Source organism: Cupriavidus sp. F041 (assembly GCF_057814235.1).
On the sequence record NZ_JBVASY010000001.1, the window covers coordinates 465,436 to 483,756 of the forward strand.

Below are 18,321 nucleotides of genomic sequence, written 5' to 3' on the forward strand. Positions count from 1 at the left end.
ACCTGTCTACATTATTTATGTAGACAGGTCTGTCTGTCAAGGTGGATTTCGCAGGCGTAAAAAAGCCGGCGATCAGCCGGCAGGAACCTCGGGCGGCAGCGCCTTCAGCGCTCAGCGCGGGCGCCGCATGTGGAACAGTGCCTCGGGCCCGATCTCGAAGTAATCGGCCGGGCCGCCACCGCGCAGGATCGGCCGGGCAGCGGCGGTGTCATAAATGCCGTCCTTTAGCAGTGCCTTGTCGACATGCACGCCCACCACCTCGCCCAGCACCAGCCAGGTCGGCACCTTCTCGCCGTTGACGCCTTCGAGCTGGATCAGTTGCGTGAGCTTGCATTCGAACGAGACCGGGCTTTCCGCCACGCGCGGCACGGCAATCGCACGCGATGCTACGGGCGTGAGACCGGACAGCACGAACTCGTCGACCTCCGGCGGCACGGCGGCGCAACTCGCGTTCATGGCCTCCGCCAGCGGCCGCGTGGCGAGGTTCCAGCAAAACTCGCCGGTCTGCTCGATATTACGCACGCTGTCCTTGTAGCCAATGCTGGAAAAACCCACGATGGGCGGCGTGTAGTTGAAGGCGTTGAAAAAGCTATAGGGCGCCAGGTTGACAATGCCATCGGCACCGCGCGAGGAGATCCAGCCGATCGGTCGCGGCCCGACGATGGCATTGAAGGGATCGTGCGGCAGGCCATGCCCGTTGGCAGGCTCGTAGAAATAGGTATCGGCGGACACGAGGCGGGAGACTCAGGAATACAGCGTTGAAAAACGGAGGCAGCGGCGCAGCCCCCTTCATCCAGGGATATCGGGCACCCTTGGGCGCCCAACAAGCTGCCTGCGATGCTACCAGTTGCCGCGCCAGCGCGCTCGGCGCGGCGCGGTTGCCTCAGCGCCCTCCCGCGCCGGCGGCAGGCTCGTCATAAGCGTCCTGCGCCAGCAGCACCAGATCGGCGACGGCCTTGCCCCCCGCCGAAAGATGCGCGCGCATCGCGGCAGCCGCCGCGTCCGCGTCGCCCGCCAGCACCGCCGCCACGATCACGCCATGCTCCTGGAAGGAACTCGGCACGCGAGCGGGGTTGATGAGTCCGCGATGGCGCCAGTAGATCGCCAGCCGCCGCCGCAGCATGCGAATCTGCTCCGCCAGGTAAGGGTTGGCTGTAGCCTGATAGAGCACATCGTGGAAATCACGGTTGGCATCCACATAGCCCGGCGTATCGGCCGCCTCCACGAAGGCCCGGCCATGCTCGAACGCCGACGACAGCGCCGCCCTGCCCGCCTCGCTGATGCGCTGCGTTGCCAGCCGCGCCACCACGCCCTCCATCTCGGCCAGCGTCTCGAACATCGCCACCAGTTCGGCCACGGTCGGCTTGTGCACGAAGATCCCCGCGCGCGGCACGATCGTCACCAGGCCTTGCGCCGCCAGCATCAGCAATGCCTCCCGCACCGGCGTGCGCGAACTGTCGAATTGTTCGGCCAGTGCGCGCTCGTCCAGCTGCGATCCGGGCTTCAGTTTGCCGGCGTGAATCTCTTCCTCAATCGCCTCCCGGATCCGGTCTTGGAGCGATTGCACGGGTAAACCTCGATTTGATGGTTCTTTGGGCATATCTAAAATCAATTTTAATATATCTAAACACAAAACTCATATGCACCAACACGGCGAACCTCGGCTCAGCATCGATGGAAGCGTTGCAACCATCACCTTTGAACGTCCCGAAGTAGCGAATCGGCTAAGTCCGCGTGATTTGCAGGTACTTCGCGAGCATATCAACTCCGTCAATGCGATGGAGACTGTTTTGGTACTGCGCTTCACCGGCACCGGCAAGTATTTCTGCAGCGGCTACGACATCGGCGCGCTGGCCAATGCCGACGAGGCGGGGGCGCCGGCTTTCGGCGAGATGATCGATCTGATCGAAGCCGCTCGCCCGGTCACCATCGCAGCGGTCAACGGCGGCGTCTATGGCGGCGCCACGGATCTCTGCCTGGCCTGCGACTTCCGCGTGGGCGTGCCCCACTGCGACATGTTCATGCCGGCGGCCAGGCTCGGCCTGCATTTCTACCGGGGCGGACTGGAACGCTATGTCAGCCGGCTGGGCGTGGACACCGCCAAGCGCCTCTTCCTGACGGCCGACCGGCTCGATGCGGCTGAAATGCTCAAGGTGGGCTTCCTGACCGAGATCGTCGCGGCTGACGCCCTGGCGCAGCGCGTGGATACGCTCAGCGCCACGCTCGCCGGCATGGCACCCATCGCCCTGCTGGGGATGAAGCAGGCCCTGAACCAGATCGCGCGCGGCGCGCTGGACACGGCCGCGCTGGAACGCGAGATCGCGCGGGCCGAGGTGTCGGCGGATTTGCGCGAGGGCGCAGCCGCCTGGCGCGAGAAGCGCGCTGCGGTGTTCAGCGGCAGGTAGGCGCGCAGAGGCCGGCACGATCAACACAAAACACAGAATCAGGAGACAACGATGACCAAGCGACACCCAACCCTGCTGTTCCTGCTTGCATCCGCACTGGCCGGCCCCGCGCTGGCGGCGGACGCCTTCCCGTCCAAGCCGATCCGTCTGGTGATCGGCTTCCCTGCCGGCGGCGGCGCCGACAATGTGGCGCGGCTGTATGGAGACGCACTGTCGAAGGAACTGGGGCAGCCGGTCATCGTCGACAACAAGCCCGGCGCCGGCACCACCATTGCCGCCGAGACCGTGGCCAAAGCGCCCGCCGATGGCTACACGTTGTACATCGCCGGCGCCAGCTTGATGGGCGGCGACAAGGTGCTGTACAAGAACATTCGCTACGAGCCCACGGATTTCGCGCCCATCACGCGCCTGACGGTCTCGCCGCTGCTGCTCGCGGCCAATAAGGCATCCGGGATCAACAGCGTTGCCGACCTGGTGGCGAAAGCCCGCCAGCATCCCGGCACGCTCAACTACTCCTCTTCAGGCAACGGCGTGATCACGCATCTGGCCGGCGTGCAATTCACCAGGCTGGCGGATGTACAACTCACCCACGTGCCGTACAAGGGCGGCGCGCCCTCCGCGCAGGCAGTAGCCGGCGGCGACGCGCAGCTCACCTTCGCCACGCCGGCCTCCGTGCAAGCCATGATCGACACCGGCAAGGTGATCGGCATCGCCGTGACTTCAGCCAGGCGTTCGACGGTGCTGCCGAACTACCCGACCATCGCCGAAGCCGGCATCAAGGGCTACGACGTGACCAACTGGTATGGCCTGTTTGCCCCGGCGCAAACACCGCCTGCCGTGATCGAGAAACTCTTCGCCGCGTCGGCCAAGGCACTGGCCAAGCCGGAATTGCGGGCCAGGCTGGCCAGCCGCGGCGAGGAAGTCTCGCCGTCCGCATCGCCCGCGGAGTTCCGCCAGTTCGCGCAGCGCGAAGGCAAGACCGTGGCAGACCTGACGCTGAGCAGCGGCGCCAGGATCGACTGAGCCGCACGCCCTCCCCCCGCTCGTTCGATGTACCCGGGGCCTCCCGGCCCAAAAAGGATTTCCATGAATCGCAATGCCGCAGACCTCCCGCTCGCGGGCTTCACCGTGGTGGACCTGACCCGCGTGCTGGCCGGTCCCTACTGCACCATGATGCTGGCCGACCTCGGCGCGCGCGTGATCAAGATAGAGAACCCGGCAGGCGGTGACGACTCCCGGCATGTAGGCCCGTTCGTGGATGGCGAATCGGCGTACTTCGCCTCGGTCAACCGCAACAAGGAATCCATCGCGCTCGACCTGAAGTCCCCGCGCGACCGTGAAGTGCTGGCAACCATGATCGCCGGCGCCGACGTGCTGGTGGAAAATTTCCGCGCCGGCGTGATGGAAAGACTCGGCTTTACCTGGGAGGCCCTTCATGCGGCTAACCCGCGCCTGGTCTATGCCTCGATCTCGGGCTTCGGCCAGACCGGCCCATACCGCGATCGCCCCGCCTACGACATGGTGGTGCAGGCGATGGGCGGCCTGATGAGCGTGACCGGCCAGACCGGCGGCGACCCGGTGCGGGTCGGCGTATCCATCGGCGACCTGGGTGCCGGGCTGTACGCCGCCATCGGCATCCAGTCGGCGCTGCTCAAGCGCGGCCGCACCGGGCTTGGCGAACGCGTCGATATCGGCATGCTCGACTGCCAGGTCGCACTGCTGGAAAACGCCATCGTGCGCCACTCCGCCACCGGCACCGTGCCCGCGCCGCTGGGCACGCGCCACCCCTCGATCACACCCTTCGATATGTTCAAGACCGCCGATGGCTTCATCGTCATCGCCGCGGGCAATGACACCCTGTTCCAGAAACTCTGCGCCGCGTTAGGCCAGCCCGACCTGGCCGCCGATCCGCGCTTTGCCACGGTGGTGGCACGCAACCAGCATCACGAAGACTTGAAGACATGCCTGGAAGCGCGCCTGGCCGATGCCGACAGCGCCACTTGGTCGGCCACGCTGGAAGGCGCCGGCGTGCCGCACGGTCCGCTGCAAAGCGTTGCCGACATCGTGCAGGACCCGCATGTGCAAGCGCGCGGCATGCTGCTGCAAGCCAGCATTGGAGAAGACCGGCCCATCACCCTGGCGGGCAACCCGATCAAGATCGGCAGCCAATCCGGCCTGAGCAGCTTCAAGCGATCGCCCAGGCTGGATGAGCACCGCCATCGACTCCTGGAGGAATTTGGCCAGCACGTCGAGGCGGGCTGAAACGAGCAGGCGCCTGCCGCCAGAGACAAAACCACGAAACCAGCGCCGGCCGTGGTGACGCGGCCACTCACGCCCCCGAAGCTGCATGCCCTACAACGGCACCTCTGATTGATACGAGGGCCCGCATCACCTTCGAGGCGTTCAATGCGTTGTCTCCAGTTCGAGCCGGTTGTCTGTGACGACGAGTTCCACCGGATCGGCTTTCTTCCATCGCGCCTTCGGAATCACCAGTTGCCATTCGGCGTTCGACTGTTCACGGAAAAACGCCACGACGCCGACGTATTGCGCGTCATCAGCCATCGGCTCGGACAGCCTGACCGTTGCGGCGGGGCCAAGCGTCACTTCCGTGCGGCCGAGGATATCCGCCTTCAGCGGCTCGCTGGCACCTGCGAGCAGTTGCGCGTAGGTGGCTGTTTCAAACGCTTTCGAGTCCTTCAACTGGTAAATACGCAGCACAACCGGCAACGATACGCCGCGCTCATCCGGATTGAGCGCACTGCGGCTCACGATCACGAGGTTCATCTGCTTGACCTTCGCGAAGAAGACCGCACTCGTCGCCTCCACCGTCGTGGCTTTGACCGACTGCCAGGCACCGCAGCCGGTCGGCAGCGTGACCAGCCCTGTCAACGCCAGGGAAGACGCCGATCGCCGCACCCATCGCAACGTCACGTGTTTCACTTCCATCAGAACCCCGATCCGGTGAATTCGGTGGCGGGATACGCCATCTCCTTGTCGTTCGCAACAAGCACGAGCCGCACCGAATAGTGATAACTGGCGTACCGCCCCACGAAGTGACTCAGCACGTCCCCAAACAGCGCCACGTCGCCTGGGCCGACGAAGCCTGCTGGATCAATCTCCACGTAAATGACGAACTCCCGCAGCATGCCTCCTTTCCGGAGAACTCTCTGCTGATCAATCCATACGTGGCGGATCGCCGCGATGCGCTTCTGGAGGATGGCGGGAAGATCCTGCCCTCTCCAGGCCGAGGTTGCACTTTTGGTGATCCCGATTGCCAGACAGCAATGATTGGAGGCCAGGCTTATTGCGAAGCCTGCAAGAGCACCGGCATGATTGCTAAGGCCGGCGGGCCACGCCGGATGCAGTTCATGGGCGAGATTGCCCTGGACGGCGATATTGTCCTGTGCGGGTGCCCGACGCCGCCGCGCATTGTTGCTCGGCTTGCCGGCGAAAAGTGGTTCGACGATGTGGGCGCGCGCAATGGTGCACCCGCGGCTATCTCCCCCGCACAAAGCATATTTGCGGCATCCAACCCGCAGTACGACCAACAGATCCAGCTCATCAACGAGCAGACGGGGCAGCCGTTGGCGCGCATGAGGTATCGCCTCATTGGTGAGCGGGGTACGTTTGACGGCCGCACTGACGAACAGGGGATGAGTGAGCGCGTCGCCAGCGACACCGCATCGACCATGACGATCGAAATCTTGGGGGCGGGGCGCCTGACGCAGCCGATCAAGTCAGTTAAGGTACAACATACGCCCGTCGAGGACCGGGCGCCGGTCAAGGTCTATCTGCTACGGCCCCGCGGCACGCTGTATTGGGGCGGTGCCGGGCTGGACGGCGGATATGTTCAGCCGCTGCTCGATGCGTTCCGGAAGGCGGGGATTGCACACTGCTTCGCTGGACTGACCCATACTGCTAGCGCTGGCATGCCAAATGGAAACGAGTTCGCTGGCACATTGCTTGACGCTATCCATTCGGGAATGATGATCCGATCACGCGACGACAGCCAGTGGACGATTACGAGCGGTATGGCAGCGGAGGCGCCGCAGTTCAACCTGATCGGTTACAGCTACGGCTCTCTCCTGGCCGCGCAAACCGCATGGTCATATGCCCGCGCCGGCCACGTGATCGACCATTTGGTATTGGTGGGTTCGCCGATTGAGACGGGATTCCTTGCGCACCTACGCAGCCACGAGAACATCCGCAAGACCATTGTTATCGACCTGAAGCACCTTGGAGACCCGATCTACGCCGGAATGCCTTGGCGCGAGCTGGTCGAATCGGCGCCGATGCTAAATATGCAGTCGCTCGCCGGCAAGTGCGAGGGGCGCTTCTACTATGCCCATGTCGTGCGAGACAGCCCGAAAAGATGGGCTGCACTTGCCGAGCGCGTTGTGGCGGAGGGCCTTAAATGACGTCGAGCACACGGGTCCTGGTGCGATAAGATGCTTGGTCGGACCGGCTTTGTAATTCGCTGAACATCCCTCAGATAATTCAATGAAGGAACCCAAAAGGCCGAGGTGGCCGGCGACTGGTGTGACGCCTGGAAACTCAATGAGCCGCAGCTGCGGACCCTCTGTCACTCTTCTGCATCCAGAGAAAATCGAACTGTAGAGCCCGTGCCCCGGTAGGGTCGTCTTGCTTTTCGCTATTCTTTTGCCAACGCGCCAACGCAAAAAGTGACCGATAGCCCATGCAGCGGAACACCGTATGGCTTTTGCGCACAAAAGCCAACCCCACCCCAACGGCCGCCTCAGTATCCACTGGTAGAATCGCCCCCCCCTCAAACAAAAGCCAGCAAATCCGATACCGCACGTAAGTGCACTCCTGACTAACCGAGCAACATCCCCACCCCCACCGCATTCATCGTCGCCCGCCCACCCGCCAGCAGCCACAATTCACGGACTTGCGCCCCCTACAACCAGGGATCCGCGGGACACCTCACATATATCCAAATCCCAATAACAGGCATGTCTGCGCCGTTATGAACGAATCCTGCGCCTCCCTTAGTCTTGCGCCATGTCGGACCGGCACCACCAGCACGGAGTGGCGAAGATCCGGCCGACAGCGACGTACCGCGGCAAATGCAGTGCCGGACGCGACACAATCCAGTGCGCGACGGCCCGCAGACCCGCCCCGGTAACGACAACGAAAAAGCGAGACAGCCTGGAGTACGAGCGGCGTAGCCGCCGCCCCAGTGCACCACAAAGGAGACACTCCGCCATGCTTGAGCAGCCGTTCCCCGGCCGTGCCGCCGCCCCCGGCACCGAAGCGATCGAGGCCAAGGCCATCGACACCATCGAGGCCATCGAAGTCAATGGCTTCCTTGACCGCTACTTCCAGATCAGTGCGCGCGGCAGCACTGGCCGCCGCGAGGCGCTTGCCGGCGTCACCACGTTCATGGCCATGGTCTATTCCGTGTTCGTGGTGCCGGGCATGCTCGGCAAGGCGGGCTTTGACTCCAGTGCCGTATTCGTCGCCACCTGCCTGACCGCGGCCTTCGGGTCGTTGCTGATGGGTGTGTGGGCCAGGCTGCCGATCGCCATCGGCTGCGCCATCTCGCTGACCGCGTTCACTGCCTTCGGGCTGGTGCTCGGGCAGGGTCTCTCCCCGGCCGTCGCGCTGGGTGCGATCTTCCTGATGGGCGTGGTGTTCACCGCCATTTCCGTGACCGGGGTGCGCTCCTGGATCCTGCGCAACCTGCCGTCCGGCGTGGCGCACGGCACGGGGATCGGCATCGGCCTGTTCCTGCTGCTGATCGCGTCCAACGACGTGGGGCTCGTGATCAAGAATCCGGGCGCCGGCCTGCCCGTTGCGCTGGGCAAGATCACAGCCTTCCCGGTGGTGATGTCGATCCTTGGCCTGGCCGCGATCTTCGGGCTCGAACGGCGCAAGGTGCCCGGCGGCATCCTGCTGGTGATCGTCGCGATCTCCGCGCTGGGCCTGGCCTTCGACCCTGCCGTCAAGTTCTCCGGCGTGTTCGCGCTGCCCGCGCTGAGCGCGCCGGGCCATGCCTCGCTGATCGGCTCCATGGACATCAAGGGCGCGCTGTCGCTGGCAGTGCTGCCCAGCGTGCTGGCGCTGGTGATGACCGCCGTGTTCGATGCCACCGGCACGATCCGCGCGGTTGCCGGCCAGGCCGGCCAGCTCGATGCGAAAGGCCAGATCCCCAACGGCGGCCGTGCCCTGACCACGGATTCGCTGAGCTCGATCTTCTCGGCCTTTTTCGGTGGCGCGCCCGCCGCGGCCTACATCGAATCGAGCGTAGGCGTAGCCGCCGGCGCCAAGACCGGCCTGGCCGCGGTGGTAGTGGGCCTGCTGTTCCTGGCGGTGATCTTCTTCTCGCCGCTGGCCGGGCTGGTGCCTTCGTACGCCACCGCTCCCGCGCTGATGTATGTCGGGCTGCTGATGCTCAGCAGCGTCAGCAAGCTGCATATGGACGACATGGTCGACGCCATGGCCGGGCTGGTATGCGCGGTCTTTATCGTGCTGACCTGCAATATCGTCACCGGCATCATGCTGGGCTTCTGCACCCTGGTGATCGGCCGCGTCGTGGCCGGCGAGTTCCGCAAGCTGAATGTGGGCACCGTCAGCATCGCCCTGGCGCTGGCCGTGTTCTACGGCGGCGGATGGGCCATCTGAGGCTTGACGGCCGCGGCGCGCGCCGCGGCCGATGATGCAGGCGGCACCGCGCGGGCTGATGGGCCGCGCGGTGCCGCCACGCCAGTGGGTACTGAAAGCCAGCGCAACGATGACACTGGCTTTTTTGCGAAGCGGGCAAATTCCCGTCCCGCTTCTTTTTTTGTGCGGCCTCGCCCCGAATGACTGCGCGCAAGGCGCTGGCCGCCAAGCTCAGGCCGCCGCGCGCCGTTGCGGCAATACCGCCTGCAGCGCCAATTCCAGTCCCTGCTCCAGGTCGGCAATCAAATCCTCCGACGCTTCCAGGCCGATATGCAGGCGGATCACCGGCTCGGTGCCTCGCCAGTACGAATGCGTCGCCAGCCGTTCCGGCGCGGCCACCTGCACCAGGCTTTCATACCCGCCCCAGGAAGCCCCCAGCCCGAACAAGCGCAGCGAATCCACCAGCTTGCGCGCCGCCGCAGCATCGGCGCCGGGCAGCGCGAATGACACCAGCCCGTTGGCGCCCGAGAAATCCCGCCGCCACAGCGCATGACCGGGGTCCGAGGGCAAGGCCGGGTAGAAAACCCGCCCCACCGCCTCATGCGCTTCCAGGAACCGCGCCACCGCCAGCGCGTTGCGATGATGCTGCGCCAGCCGTACCGCCAGCGTGCGGATGCCGCGCAGCGCCAGGTAGGCATCGTCCGCGCCGATGGCCAGCCCGAAACTATCGTGAGTATCGGCAATCCGGCGCGCCAGCGCTTCATCCCTGACCACCACCGCGCCCTGCATCAGGTCGGAATGGCCGCTGATGTATTTGGTCGAGGCCAGGATCGATATATCCACGCCCAGCGCCAGCGGCTGCAGCACGTGACCGGACGCCCAGGTATTGTCGGCGGCAACCACCACCCCATGCCGGTGCGCGATCTGCGACAGTCGCGGCAGGTCCAGCACCTCGTACAGCAGCGAGCTGGGCGACTCCAGGTAAAGCAGGCGCGTATTCGGACGGATCAGCGCGTCCACATCATGCTGGCTGGGCGAGAAATAGCTGACCTCGATGCCCAGGCGGCGCAGCAGCGTCTGCTCCAGCCGGCGCACCGGCGCGTAGACGCTGTCCGCCACCAGCGCATGATCGCCGGGCGAGAGCAGCGCCAGGAAAGTCAGCGAGATCGCCGCCAGCCCGGAAGGCGCAAGGAAGGTACGGTTGCCGCCTTCCAGCGCGGCAATCGCATCTTCCAGCGCGCGATGCGTGTCCATGCCCTGCCGGCCGTAGGAACTGACGCGCTCGCCGCGCGCATGGCGGGCACGGATATCGTCGTAGGCGTCGGTATTCTCGAAGCGCACGGTGCTGGTCCGCACCACCGGCACATTGACCGGACCGTGGCCCTGGCTGAACGGTGGCGTGCCGGCATGGATCAGTTGGGTATCGCGATGATGGCTCATGGTTCTTCGATAGGGATTGGACCGGGCGGCGCTCAAACGGCGAAGCGCAGCTTGTCGAAAGAGAAGACGAAGGGATCGGCCGCCACGCGCGGCGCGGCACCCAGCGCGCGGTTGAGAAAGGCGCGCGTGCGCTCGCTGCGCGGTTCGCTGAAGATGCGGCGGGCCGGGCCATGCTCGACGATCCGCCCGCTCTCGGTGAAATACACTTCGTCGCTGATCTCCTCGGCAAAGCGCATTTCATGCGTGACCAGCAGGCAGGTCAGGCCCTCCGCCACCAGGTCGCCGATCACGTTCAGCACCTCGCCCACCGTTTCCGGGTCCAGTGCCGAAGTCACCTCATCGAACAGGATCAGTTCGGGCTCCATCGCCAGCGCGCGGGCAATCGCCACGCGCTGCTGCTGGCCGCCGGAAAGCTCGCCCGGATCGGCGCCCGCCTTGTCGGCCAGGCGCACCTTGCGCAGCAGCTCGATGGCGGTAGCCTCGGCCTCGGCCCGGCCGCGCCCCAGGACGCGCAGTGGCGCGATGGTGAGATTCTGCAACACGGTCAGGTGCGGAAACAGGTTGTACTGCTGGAAGACAAAGCCCACCCGCCTGCGCAGCGCGATGCGCTCGGCCTCGCTGCGCAGCTCGCGCACCGCCACGCCGCCCACCGTCACCATGCCCTGCTGCGGGGCCAGCAGGCCCGTAATGCAACGCAGGATGGTGGACTTGCCCGAGCCCGACGGGCCGATGATGGACACCGCCTGCCCGCGCCGCACTTCCAGGTCGATGCCCTTGAGCACCGCGTTGCCGCCGAACGCGAGGTGCACGTCGCGTAGCGCAACCAGCGGCGCTGGCGTGGGGACTGCGGACAAGACGGGTCCGCCGCTATGTTCAGGCAACAGCATGTTCTTGTTCCAGGAAACGAGTGAAGCGCGAGATCGGGTAGCACCAGGCAAAGAACATCGCCAGCACGATGAAGTAGATCAGCACGGTAAAAGCAGTCTGGTTGACGGTATTGCTGGCGATCTGCGCGGTGTCGAGCAAATCGTGCACGCCCACCAGCGAAGCCAGCGCGGTGCTCATGGTGAGTGTGGCGTACAGGTTCATCCATGGCGGCAGCATGCGCCGCACGCACTGCGGCCCGACGATCAGCCGCAGGATCTGCCAGCGCGAGAACGCCATCGAGCTGGCCGCCTCCCACTGCGTGAGCGGGATCGACTGCACCGCGCCGCGCAGCACCTCGGCCACATTGGCGCTGGCCGGCAGCGCCAGTCCGACCACCACCTTGAGCCAATCCGGGAACGGCACGATATGGCTGCCGATGTTCACCTCGAACGGAAAGACGTAGGTGGAGAAGTAGATCAGCACCAGCCACGGCGCGTTGCGGAACACCTGCACATAAAGCTGCGCCGGGCGCCACAGCAGCGCCAGCGGCGACAGCCGCAGCGCGCCGACCAGCAGCCCGCCAGCGGTGCCCAGCGCGATTGCCAGCAGGCTCACGCCGATATTGACCAGGAAGCCGCGCGCCAGCGCCGGCGACCATTGCCATGCGCTGGCCAGCGCCCGCGCCAGGTCCGGATGGCGGGTGGCGGCCAGCGCCACCGCCACGAGCGGCAGGAGCCACAGCAGGCTGGCGAAGCGGCCCACGCGCGGCCATGCCGGCACGCCGCGGAAAGTGGAGTCAGCGGTCGCCATAGCCGGGCATCCTCAGCCGAAGTTCCAGCCAGTTGCCGACTTGGCTGACCACCCAGGTCAGCAGGCCAAAAAACAGCAGCAACAGCACCATCAGTTCCAGCACGTTATCGCGCTGGGTCCAGATCATGATGGAGGCATAGGTGATATCGCCCACGGCAATGGCCGACGCCACCGCCGTGGCCTTGACCAGGTCCACGGAATTGTTGACCAGGGCAGGCAGCGCGAAGCGCACCGCCAGCGGCAACTGCACCCGCCACAGCAAGGTGCGGCGGTCGAAGCCGAGCGAGGCCGCCGCCTCCAGCGTGACCCTGGGCACCGCTTCGATGCCCGCGCGCAAGGCTTCGGCATGGAACACACCCTTGTGCAGCGACAGCACCACCACCACCCACAGGAACGGCGTGAGCGGATTGCTCCGCTGCGCATCCTGCAAGGCATGGGTGATCAGCATATTGAGCACGAGGAAGGCGCAATAGAGCTGCACCAGCGTGGGCGTATTGCGCGTGACCTCCACAAAGGCGCGCGTAGTACCGGCCAGCAAAGGCCGGCGCGAAGTCAGCAACGCCGCCATGGCCACCCCCGCCACCAGGCTGCCGGCCAGCGTGCAGACCACCAGTTGCACGGTGACCCATGCGCCATGCACGAAGGAAGCGCGGTCATAGGCGTCGGCAAGAAATGCATAGTTCAGGCCGAGGCGGCGCGCCGCTTCGATCCCCCAGGCAATGGCTGCATCCATCAGGAACGGCCGCCCTTGAACTTGTCGTGCAGTTCGGTCAGCGCAGGCGAAGGCGGCTGGATGCCGGCCTTCTTCTCGGTAGCCACCAGCCAGCCGCTGCGGTGCCAGTTCTGCACGATGCGGTCGACGGCCTGGATGGTGTCCTGCTCGCCCTTGCGGGTCCAGATCACGGTGGGCGCGGGGTTCAGTTCCGGCAGCACGATGCGGTAGTTCTGCCACTCGGGATTGCCGCGCACCAGCGGTTGCAGCAGCGTGTTGTCGTGCACGGCGCCAGCGCAATTGTCGCCGCGCAGGGCCAGCAGCGATTCCGCCGAGCCCTTGAAGCCCTTCGGGATGGCGCCGTATTCCACCTGTACCGGCCGCGTATAGCTGCTGCCTTGCGAGATGCAGACCGTCTTGCCCTTGAGGTCTTCCCAGCGGCGGATATCGCTCTGCCTGGGCACGATCACGGCGCCGCCCACGCGGTAGTAAGGCGTGGGCACGTGGCCGAGTTGCTCGCCGCGATCGGCGTTGTATTCCATCGATGCGATCAGCACATCGACCTTGCCTTGCTGCAGGAACTGCACGCGGTTGGAAGGCTGCACCTGCACCGTTTCCAGCTCCACGTTGAGTTGCCTGGCGAGGTCCTGCGCAAGCTCCGCGTTAAAGCCCACGGGTTTCTGCGTGGCGGGATCGATCGAGCCGAAGGCGCTGCCGGACAGCATGACGCCGACCACGATCCTGCCGCGCTGGCGGATCTTGTCGAGCGTGGCGTCGGCATGGGCGGCGCCGGTGAGGAAGGTACCTGCCAGCACGGCAGCGGCGAGGACGATGGGACGCGGGGAACGCAGGGGAAAAATGCGGATCATGGTGTGTTCGAGTTCTTGTAGGCGAAGTCGTGTTTTGCGCGGATGGCATGCCGCCGGAGGGGCTGGCTGGGGCGACAAGTGCGCCATTCGGTCAGCAAACTGTACGCATGCGCCAATGAACACGGAACGAATAAATGAGCCCATCGTTATGCGCTGCGCGTTGCCGGTCGCAGCGCCGCCGGGCCGGGCAACACCGCATATCCATGCGCGGAAAGATTCGTTGGCCGTGCCCGCCGCGCTTTCTAAGCTTTGCGCTCGATTCGTCTCCAGCCACATCCCATGCAACGCCGTACCGTGTTCCGCACCCTCTTCTGCCTTCCTGTCGCTGCCGGCGTGGCAGCCATCGCAGGCGTTCCGTTCCACAGCCACGCCACGGTAGCCGCGGAGACCTTTCCCTCGCGTCCCGTGCGCATCGTGGTGCCGGTAGCTCCCGGCGGCAGCGCCGACAAGCTCGCGCGCACGCTGGCCCTCAAGCTCAGCAAGAAATGGGGCCAGCCGGTAGTAGTGGAAAACGTGGTTGGCGCCAGCGGCACCCTGGGCGCGGCACAGGTGGCAAGGGCCAGGCCTGACGGCCATACGCTGCTGCTGGGCGGGGAAGGCGTGACACTGAATGCCTCGCTGTTCAAGACGCTGCCCTACGACACCGGCCATGCGTTTCGCGGCGTGAGCAAGGCGGTGGTCAATCCGCAGATCCTGGTGGCGCGGCCCGACCTGGGCTTGCGCAGTTTCCAGGATTACATCGCGCTCGCGCGCAAGAAGCCTGGCGAACTGACGCTTGGCCTGCCGGGCAACGGCGGCATAGCCCACGTCGCGCATGAAATGCTGTCGCGGCAGGTCGGCATCAAGGTCAACTACATTCCGTATGCCGGTGGCGCACCCGCCACGGTGGACCTGCTGGGCGGGCATATCGATGCCACGCTGATCACGCTGGCGGCGGTCACAGACTACGTGCGCTCAGGGCGCCTGACGGCGCTGGCGGTCACGACGCCTTATCGTTCGAAGGCACTGCCGCAAGTGCCAACCATGGCGGAAGCCGGGGCCGCCGGCTTTGCGGTGGAAAGCTGGCAGGGGCTGATCGCGCCCTCGGCCACGCCGACGCAGGTGGTGGAGCGCATCAGCCGCGATGTGGCGGCGGTGCTCAATGTGCCGGCCACGCGTGGACAGTTGGAGGATGCGGGATATGTGGTGGTGGGGTCTTCAGCGCAGGAACTGGACGCTACGTTGTCGCGCGATTTGCCGAAGTACGCCTCCGTGATTGCGGCTTCAGGGATTTCATTGCGTTGAGGCGCGAGGGACGGCGCTCGCGTGATGTGAGCGCTGTCCGCATGGCGGGCGCCCGCCCGAAGCGAGAACCTCCACGCTGCCAGAGCGCAGGAAAACCCACGAGGGCCATCCTGCCCTCACCACGCTCTCAGTCCTGCCGATAGTCCACCAGCCGCACCGGCAGATCGCCATCGCGTTCCAGCTGATCGACCAGGCCGATCTCCCAGTTCAGGTAGGCATGCATCTCTGCCTTGCGGCGGTTCTCGTCCTCGTAGGCGTAAGCGCTGTACCACGCGTCATCGTCACCGGTCAGCACGCGCGCCGCGGCAGCGGTACCCGCCCCCGCTGGTTCAACAGGCAGGCCCAGCGCCTGCCAGCGCGCATTGCCGCCGAGCAGTGCCCGAACGTCGCGCCCGCTGGTGCGGCGCAACTCTGCCGCAACCGACTGCGCCAGCACGCCATCCGATGACGTCACGACAATGATGTCTTCAGCCTCCCCATGCTCCAGCACCAGCGCCACCTTCTCCGGTGTGGCAAACCAGGCGCCAGGCACATGGCCGCGGCGGAATGCAAGGCTGCTGTCCACGTCGGCCACGCTTACCCCGCCCCGCGCTTGCAACTCGGCGAGCGATGCCGCCTCGATCCAGGGCGCCTCCACCTCGGAGGCACGCAGCACGCGCACGGGCTCCGGCCCGGACTCGCGCGGCGCCAGCGGCGCGGGACGGAACAGGTAGACCTCATGCCCGCTGAACTGCGCCAGCCACGCGGCCGTGATCTGCGCGCGCACGCCGTCCCAGTCGGCCAGCACGATGCGGGCGCTGCGGGTGCCGGCGTAGGCATCGGTGGCCTGCACCAGTTGCCCGCCGGGCGCGCCGCGCCAGCCGGGCAGGTGGCCTGCCGCGTATTCCTCGGGCGAGCGCACGTCGAAGCGGTACAGCGTGCGTGCGCCGGCTTGCTGCTCGAAAGCGGCCAGCTGCGCCGCATCGATATGCCGCACGCCGGCGCGTTCGGCCACCCGCGCCGCACGCTCGCGCGCGGCCGCCTGGGCCGCATCGCCCGGCTGCGGCGCGAAGCGGGTCTGGCCGTGGTCCAGCTTGTAGCCCGCCAGCAGCCAGGCCATGGTGCCGTCCTTGAGCGACACCACGCGATTAGGAATGCCCGCGTTGATCAGCGTCTGCGCGCCCACGATGCTGCGCGTGCGGCCGGCGCAATTGACCACCACCAGCGTGTCGGGATCGGGCGCGATCTCACCGATGCGGTAGACCAGTTCCGCGCCGGGGCAGTCGACCGCGCCGGGAATGCTCATGTTCTGGAATTCCGTGAAGGGGCGGCTGTCCACCACCACCACGTTGTCGCCGCGGTCCTGGTAGAGCCTGAGCGTCTCGGCGGTGATCCACGGCGTGCGCAGCTCATGCTCGATCACCTCGCCGAAGGCCTTGCTTGGCACGTTGGTGCCGCTGAATCCCTCATAGCCCGCCGCCTGCCAGGCGCGCGTGCCGCCTTCCAGCACGGAGACGTTCGTATAGCCGAAACGCAGCAGCTTGGCCGCGGACGCGTGGGCGACATCTTCCGCCAGGTCCGTCACCACGATGCGCGTGGTCCGGCGCGGCACCAGGCGGTCGATCGTGGTCTCGAGCCGGCCCAGCGGCGCGGGCACCGCGAACAGCAGGTGCTCGCGCGAGAAAGCACCTTCTTCGCGCGCGTCCAGCACGGCCAGTTCCTCGCCCGCTGCAATGGCGCGCTTGAGCGCGGCCGGGCTCACCAGCGGATGGCGGATCAGCGCCGGCGCGGCATAGGTGCGGTAGGTGTACTGGGTGCCGTCCTCGGGCACGGGCTCGAACTTCACGCGAGCGGCGAGGCGGGTCAGCGTGAGGCCGTAGAAGTGCAGGTGCAGCCCGGGCGTGTCGCCGGTCAGCTCGATGGTATGCACGTCGGCTGGCGACAACGTGATGGCATTGCCCGCCCGCACATCGAGCTGGCGCAGCGGCTCCAGCGTGTCCTGGCCGGGCTTGGTGCCCTGACTGCGGTGGAAGATGACATTGCGCTCGACGCCGCGCACCCCGGCGATCACCGCCCAGGTGGTGTGGTCGTGCGGCGGCTGCGCCTTGCCGGGCAGGCCGGCGGAAGCGAACAGCGCGAAGCCGCCGTCCGGATCTTCGGCCAGCCGGTAGATCGCGGCGGGCCGTGCCGTGTCCACGGGGAAGTGCTCGAGCGGGAACAGGTGCGCCTGGCCGGCCAGCGCCACCAGTTCGTCGGCCAGCACGGCCAGCGGCGCCCTGTCGGCGGCCTGGCGGGCGGCGATCTTGCGGGCGCGGGCGATAAAGGCCGCGACCGCAGCGGCGCGGGCATCGCTTACGTCGCCGGCGGCCGCGTCATCGACAAAGGTCTGGGTCAGGTCGGTAATGGTCATGGCGAGGAATTCTCGTGAATGCTGGGAGAGTGCGGGGACAGTGCGCGGCTTGCGCGGCCTGCGGCTTGCCCGCGCACCGGACACTAGAGCCTAAGAGAAGTTGCGCCGCCGGCTAACGAATCAGATCGCAGATCGTTATGCCGTGGCCGCCGCGCATGGGCGCGCTTCGCCCACCGGCACGGCTTCGCATATGCATCGTCGATATTGTTCGTTCTTGCGCAGCCGCGTATTCCTTAGAGTGAAGGCCTGCCGCCACCCGCCGCGGCTTCGCACCGACCAAGGACTCCCCCATGACGACCCGGAACCAGCGCACTGCCGCCATTGCCACCACCCTTGCCGAAGTCCGCGCACTGACCGCGCAGCGCGACATCGACCGCGCCACGCTGGCACAGGTCGCCGCGGTCCTGCAGAACCTGGCCAGCCGCAAGGACCTGTTCGGCTTTGCCGACTTTCCGCCGCCCGGCGATGGCACCACCACCTCCACCCGCTACCGCCTGAGCGAGGAAGGCCAGTTGCCGGCGCTCTACCTCAACTCCATCGTGCCGGGCAAGAAAACCATCCCGCACAACCACGACACCTGGGCCGTGATCGTGGCAGTACAGGGCGATGAGCTCAACCGCGTCTACCGCCGCACCGACGACGGCAGCAACCCCGAGCGAGCCAGCATCGAACTGGAGCGCGAACTGGTGGTGCGCCCGGGCACGCCGATCAGCTTCCTGCCGCAAGACATCCACAGCATTCACGTGGCGGGCGACGCGCCGACGCTGCATTTCCACCTCTACGGCCGTCCGCTCGAAACCTTGACGGGCCGCATCGGTATCGAGCCGGAAACCGGGCGCATCGTCAACTACAACGCCACCCAGTTGAACCGCAGCGAAAAGATCGCCGCCTGAGGCTGCAATGGACAGCGCCCCAACACCC

Annotated in this window: 17 protein-coding genes; 7 read left to right on the forward strand and 10 right to left on the reverse strand. The window is 66.1% G+C overall.

What is annotated here, in order from left to right:
- Positions 1-111: 111 nt before the first annotated feature.
- Both ACZY0R_RS02140 and ACZY0R_RS02145 read right to left on the reverse strand, forming a co-directional pair.
- Positions 112-732 (reverse strand): flavin reductase family protein, encoded by a 621-nt coding sequence (locus tag ACZY0R_RS02140; protein ID WP_045236767.1) that lies wholly within the window; start codon positions 730-732, stop codon positions 112-114.
- Positions 733-883: 151 nt separating this feature from the next.
- On the reverse strand, positions 884-1,567 hold the full coding sequence (locus tag ACZY0R_RS02145) for a GntR family transcriptional regulator (RefSeq protein ID WP_488856918.1): 684 nt from the start codon (positions 1,565-1,567) through the stop codon (positions 884-886).
- A gap of 73 nt (positions 1,568-1,640) precedes the next feature.
- On the opposite strand from ACZY0R_RS02145, the gene ACZY0R_RS02150 reads away from it, so the two are divergent.
- From ACZY0R_RS02150 to ACZY0R_RS02160, 3 genes are all read left to right on the forward strand, one after another.
- Complete coding sequence (locus tag ACZY0R_RS02150) at positions 1,641-2,405, forward strand: enoyl-CoA hydratase/isomerase family protein (protein WP_488856919.1); 765 nt, start codon at positions 1,641-1,643, stop codon at positions 2,403-2,405.
- Positions 2,406-2,456: 51 nt separating this feature from the next.
- Positions 2,457-3,428 carry a tripartite tricarboxylate transporter substrate binding protein gene (locus tag ACZY0R_RS02155; protein ID WP_488856920.1) on the forward strand — a complete coding sequence of 324 codons (972 nt, stop codon included), beginning with the start codon at positions 2,457-2,459 and terminating at the stop codon, positions 3,426-3,428.
- Between the two features lie 63 nt (positions 3,429-3,491).
- Positions 3,492-4,667 carry a CaiB/BaiF CoA transferase family protein gene (locus tag ACZY0R_RS02160; protein WP_488856921.1) on the forward strand — a complete coding sequence of 392 codons (1,176 nt, stop codon included), beginning with the start codon at positions 3,492-3,494 and terminating at the stop codon, positions 4,665-4,667.
- A gap of 141 nt (positions 4,668-4,808) precedes the next feature.
- Here ACZY0R_RS02160 and tssJ read toward each other — a convergent pair whose 3' ends face one another.
- Together tssJ and ACZY0R_RS02170 are read right to left on the reverse strand one after the other, a co-directional pair.
- Positions 4,809-5,351 carry a type VI secretion system lipoprotein TssJ gene (tssJ, locus tag ACZY0R_RS02165; protein ID WP_488856922.1) on the reverse strand — a complete coding sequence of 181 codons (543 nt, stop codon included), beginning with the start codon at positions 5,349-5,351 and terminating at the stop codon, positions 4,809-4,811.
- Positions 5,351-5,800, reverse strand: coding sequence for a type VI secretion system baseplate subunit TssF (locus tag ACZY0R_RS02170; RefSeq protein ID WP_488859476.1), 450 nt, complete (start codon positions 5,798-5,800; stop codon positions 5,351-5,353). Before ACZY0R_RS02170 ends, tssJ begins: the two co-directional genes overlap by 1 nt.
- Between ACZY0R_RS02170 and ACZY0R_RS02175 the strand changes: the two genes are divergently transcribed.
- Positions 5,735-6,823: a hypothetical protein gene (locus tag ACZY0R_RS02175; RefSeq protein ID WP_488859751.1), complete on the forward strand. Its 1,089-nt coding sequence runs from the start codon at positions 5,735-5,737 to the stop codon at positions 6,821-6,823. The two genes, ACZY0R_RS02170 and ACZY0R_RS02175, sit on opposite strands and share 66 nt — an antisense overlap.
- Positions 6,824-7,631: 808 nt before the next feature.
- On the forward strand, positions 7,632-9,050 hold the full coding sequence (locus ACZY0R_RS02180) for an NCS2 family permease (RefSeq protein WP_488856923.1): 1,419 nt from the start codon (positions 7,632-7,634) through the stop codon (positions 9,048-9,050).
- Between the two features lie 210 nt (positions 9,051-9,260).
- Here the strand turns inward: ACZY0R_RS02180 and metC are convergent, their stop codons facing one another.
- The 5 genes from metC to ACZY0R_RS02205 are packed head-to-tail and all read right to left on the reverse strand — an operon-like array spanning position 9,261 to position 13,727.
- Positions 9,261-10,469: a cystathionine beta-lyase gene (metC, locus tag ACZY0R_RS02185; protein ID WP_488856924.1), complete on the reverse strand. Its 1,209-nt coding sequence runs from the start codon at positions 10,467-10,469 to the stop codon at positions 9,261-9,263.
- A gap of 32 nt (positions 10,470-10,501) precedes the next feature.
- A complete protein-coding gene (locus ACZY0R_RS02190) occupies positions 10,502-11,356 on the reverse strand; it encodes an amino acid ABC transporter ATP-binding protein (protein WP_488856925.1) in 855 nt (284 codons plus the stop codon).
- Positions 11,343-12,146, reverse strand: coding sequence for an amino acid ABC transporter permease (locus ACZY0R_RS02195; RefSeq protein ID WP_488856926.1), 804 nt, complete (start codon positions 12,144-12,146; stop codon positions 11,343-11,345). The genes ACZY0R_RS02190 and ACZY0R_RS02195 overlap by 14 nt, the downstream gene beginning before the upstream one ends.
- Positions 12,133-12,879: an amino acid ABC transporter permease gene (locus ACZY0R_RS02200; protein WP_488856927.1), complete on the reverse strand. Its 747-nt coding sequence runs from the start codon at positions 12,877-12,879 to the stop codon at positions 12,133-12,135. Before ACZY0R_RS02200 ends, ACZY0R_RS02195 begins: the two co-directional genes overlap by 14 nt.
- Positions 12,879-13,727: a transporter substrate-binding domain-containing protein gene (locus ACZY0R_RS02205; RefSeq protein ID WP_488856928.1), complete on the reverse strand. Its 849-nt coding sequence runs from the start codon at positions 13,725-13,727 to the stop codon at positions 12,879-12,881. The genes ACZY0R_RS02200 and ACZY0R_RS02205 overlap by 1 nt, the downstream gene beginning before the upstream one ends.
- 279 nt (positions 13,728-14,006) lie before the next feature.
- Between ACZY0R_RS02205 and ACZY0R_RS02210 the strand changes: the two genes are divergently transcribed.
- Positions 14,007-15,011, forward strand: coding sequence for a tripartite tricarboxylate transporter substrate binding protein (locus ACZY0R_RS02210; RefSeq protein ID WP_488856929.1), 1,005 nt, complete (start codon positions 14,007-14,009; stop codon positions 15,009-15,011).
- Positions 15,012-15,138: 127 nt separating this feature from the next.
- On the opposite strand, the gene ACZY0R_RS02215 is transcribed toward ACZY0R_RS02210, so the two are convergent.
- A complete protein-coding gene (locus tag ACZY0R_RS02215; protein WP_488856930.1) occupies positions 15,139-17,400 on the reverse strand; it encodes a rhodanese-like domain-containing protein in 2,262 nt (753 codons plus the stop codon).
- A 290-nt stretch (positions 17,401-17,690) separates the two neighbouring features.
- Between ACZY0R_RS02215 and ACZY0R_RS02220 the strand changes: the two genes are divergently transcribed.
- Positions 17,691-18,293: a cysteine dioxygenase family protein gene (locus ACZY0R_RS02220; protein WP_488856931.1), complete on the forward strand. Its 603-nt coding sequence runs from the start codon at positions 17,691-17,693 to the stop codon at positions 18,291-18,293.
- Positions 18,294-18,321: the final 28 nt, after the last annotated feature.

What these genes read in the sequence shown, in the direction of transcription:
- ACZY0R_RS02155 (WP_488856920.1), top strand. Translation starts at nt 2,457, where the DNA reads ATGACCAAGCGACACCCAACCCTGCTGTTCCTGCTTGCATCCGCACTG.
- ACZY0R_RS02205 (WP_488856928.1), bottom strand. Translation starts at nt 13,727, where the DNA reads ATGATCCGCATTTTTCCCCTGCGTTCCCCGCGTCCCATCGTCCTCGCC.
- ACZY0R_RS02150 (WP_488856919.1), top strand. Translation starts at nt 1,641, where the DNA reads ATGCACCAACACGGCGAACCTCGGCTCAGCATCGATGGAAGCGTTGCA.
- ACZY0R_RS02175 (WP_488859751.1), top strand. Translation starts at nt 5,735, where the DNA reads ATGATTGCTAAGGCCGGCGGGCCACGCCGGATGCAGTTCATGGGCGAG.
- ACZY0R_RS02200 (WP_488856927.1), bottom strand. Translation starts at nt 12,879, where the DNA reads ATGGATGCAGCCATTGCCTGGGGGATCGAAGCGGCGCGCCGCCTCGGC.
- ACZY0R_RS02195 (WP_488856926.1), bottom strand. Translation starts at nt 12,146, where the DNA reads ATGGCGACCGCTGACTCCACTTTCCGCGGCGTGCCGGCATGGCCGCGC.
- ACZY0R_RS02210 (WP_488856929.1), top strand. Translation starts at nt 14,007, where the DNA reads ATGCAACGCCGTACCGTGTTCCGCACCCTCTTCTGCCTTCCTGTCGCT.
- ACZY0R_RS02220 (WP_488856931.1), top strand. Translation starts at nt 17,691, where the DNA reads ATGACGACCCGGAACCAGCGCACTGCCGCCATTGCCACCACCCTTGCC.
- ACZY0R_RS02180 (WP_488856923.1), top strand. Translation starts at nt 7,632, where the DNA reads ATGCTTGAGCAGCCGTTCCCCGGCCGTGCCGCCGCCCCCGGCACCGAA.
- ACZY0R_RS02160 (WP_488856921.1), top strand. Translation starts at nt 3,492, where the DNA reads ATGAATCGCAATGCCGCAGACCTCCCGCTCGCGGGCTTCACCGTGGTG.
- ACZY0R_RS02215 (WP_488856930.1), bottom strand. Translation starts at nt 17,400, where the DNA reads ATGACCATTACCGACCTGACCCAGACCTTTGTCGATGACGCGGCCGCC.
- metC (WP_488856924.1), bottom strand. Translation starts at nt 10,469, where the DNA reads ATGAGCCATCATCGCGATACCCAACTGATCCATGCCGGCACGCCACCG.
- tssJ (WP_488856922.1), bottom strand. Translation starts at nt 5,351, where the DNA reads ATGGAAGTGAAACACGTGACGTTGCGATGGGTGCGGCGATCGGCGTCT.
- ACZY0R_RS02190 (WP_488856925.1), bottom strand. Translation starts at nt 11,356, where the DNA reads ATGCTGTTGCCTGAACATAGCGGCGGACCCGTCTTGTCCGCAGTCCCC.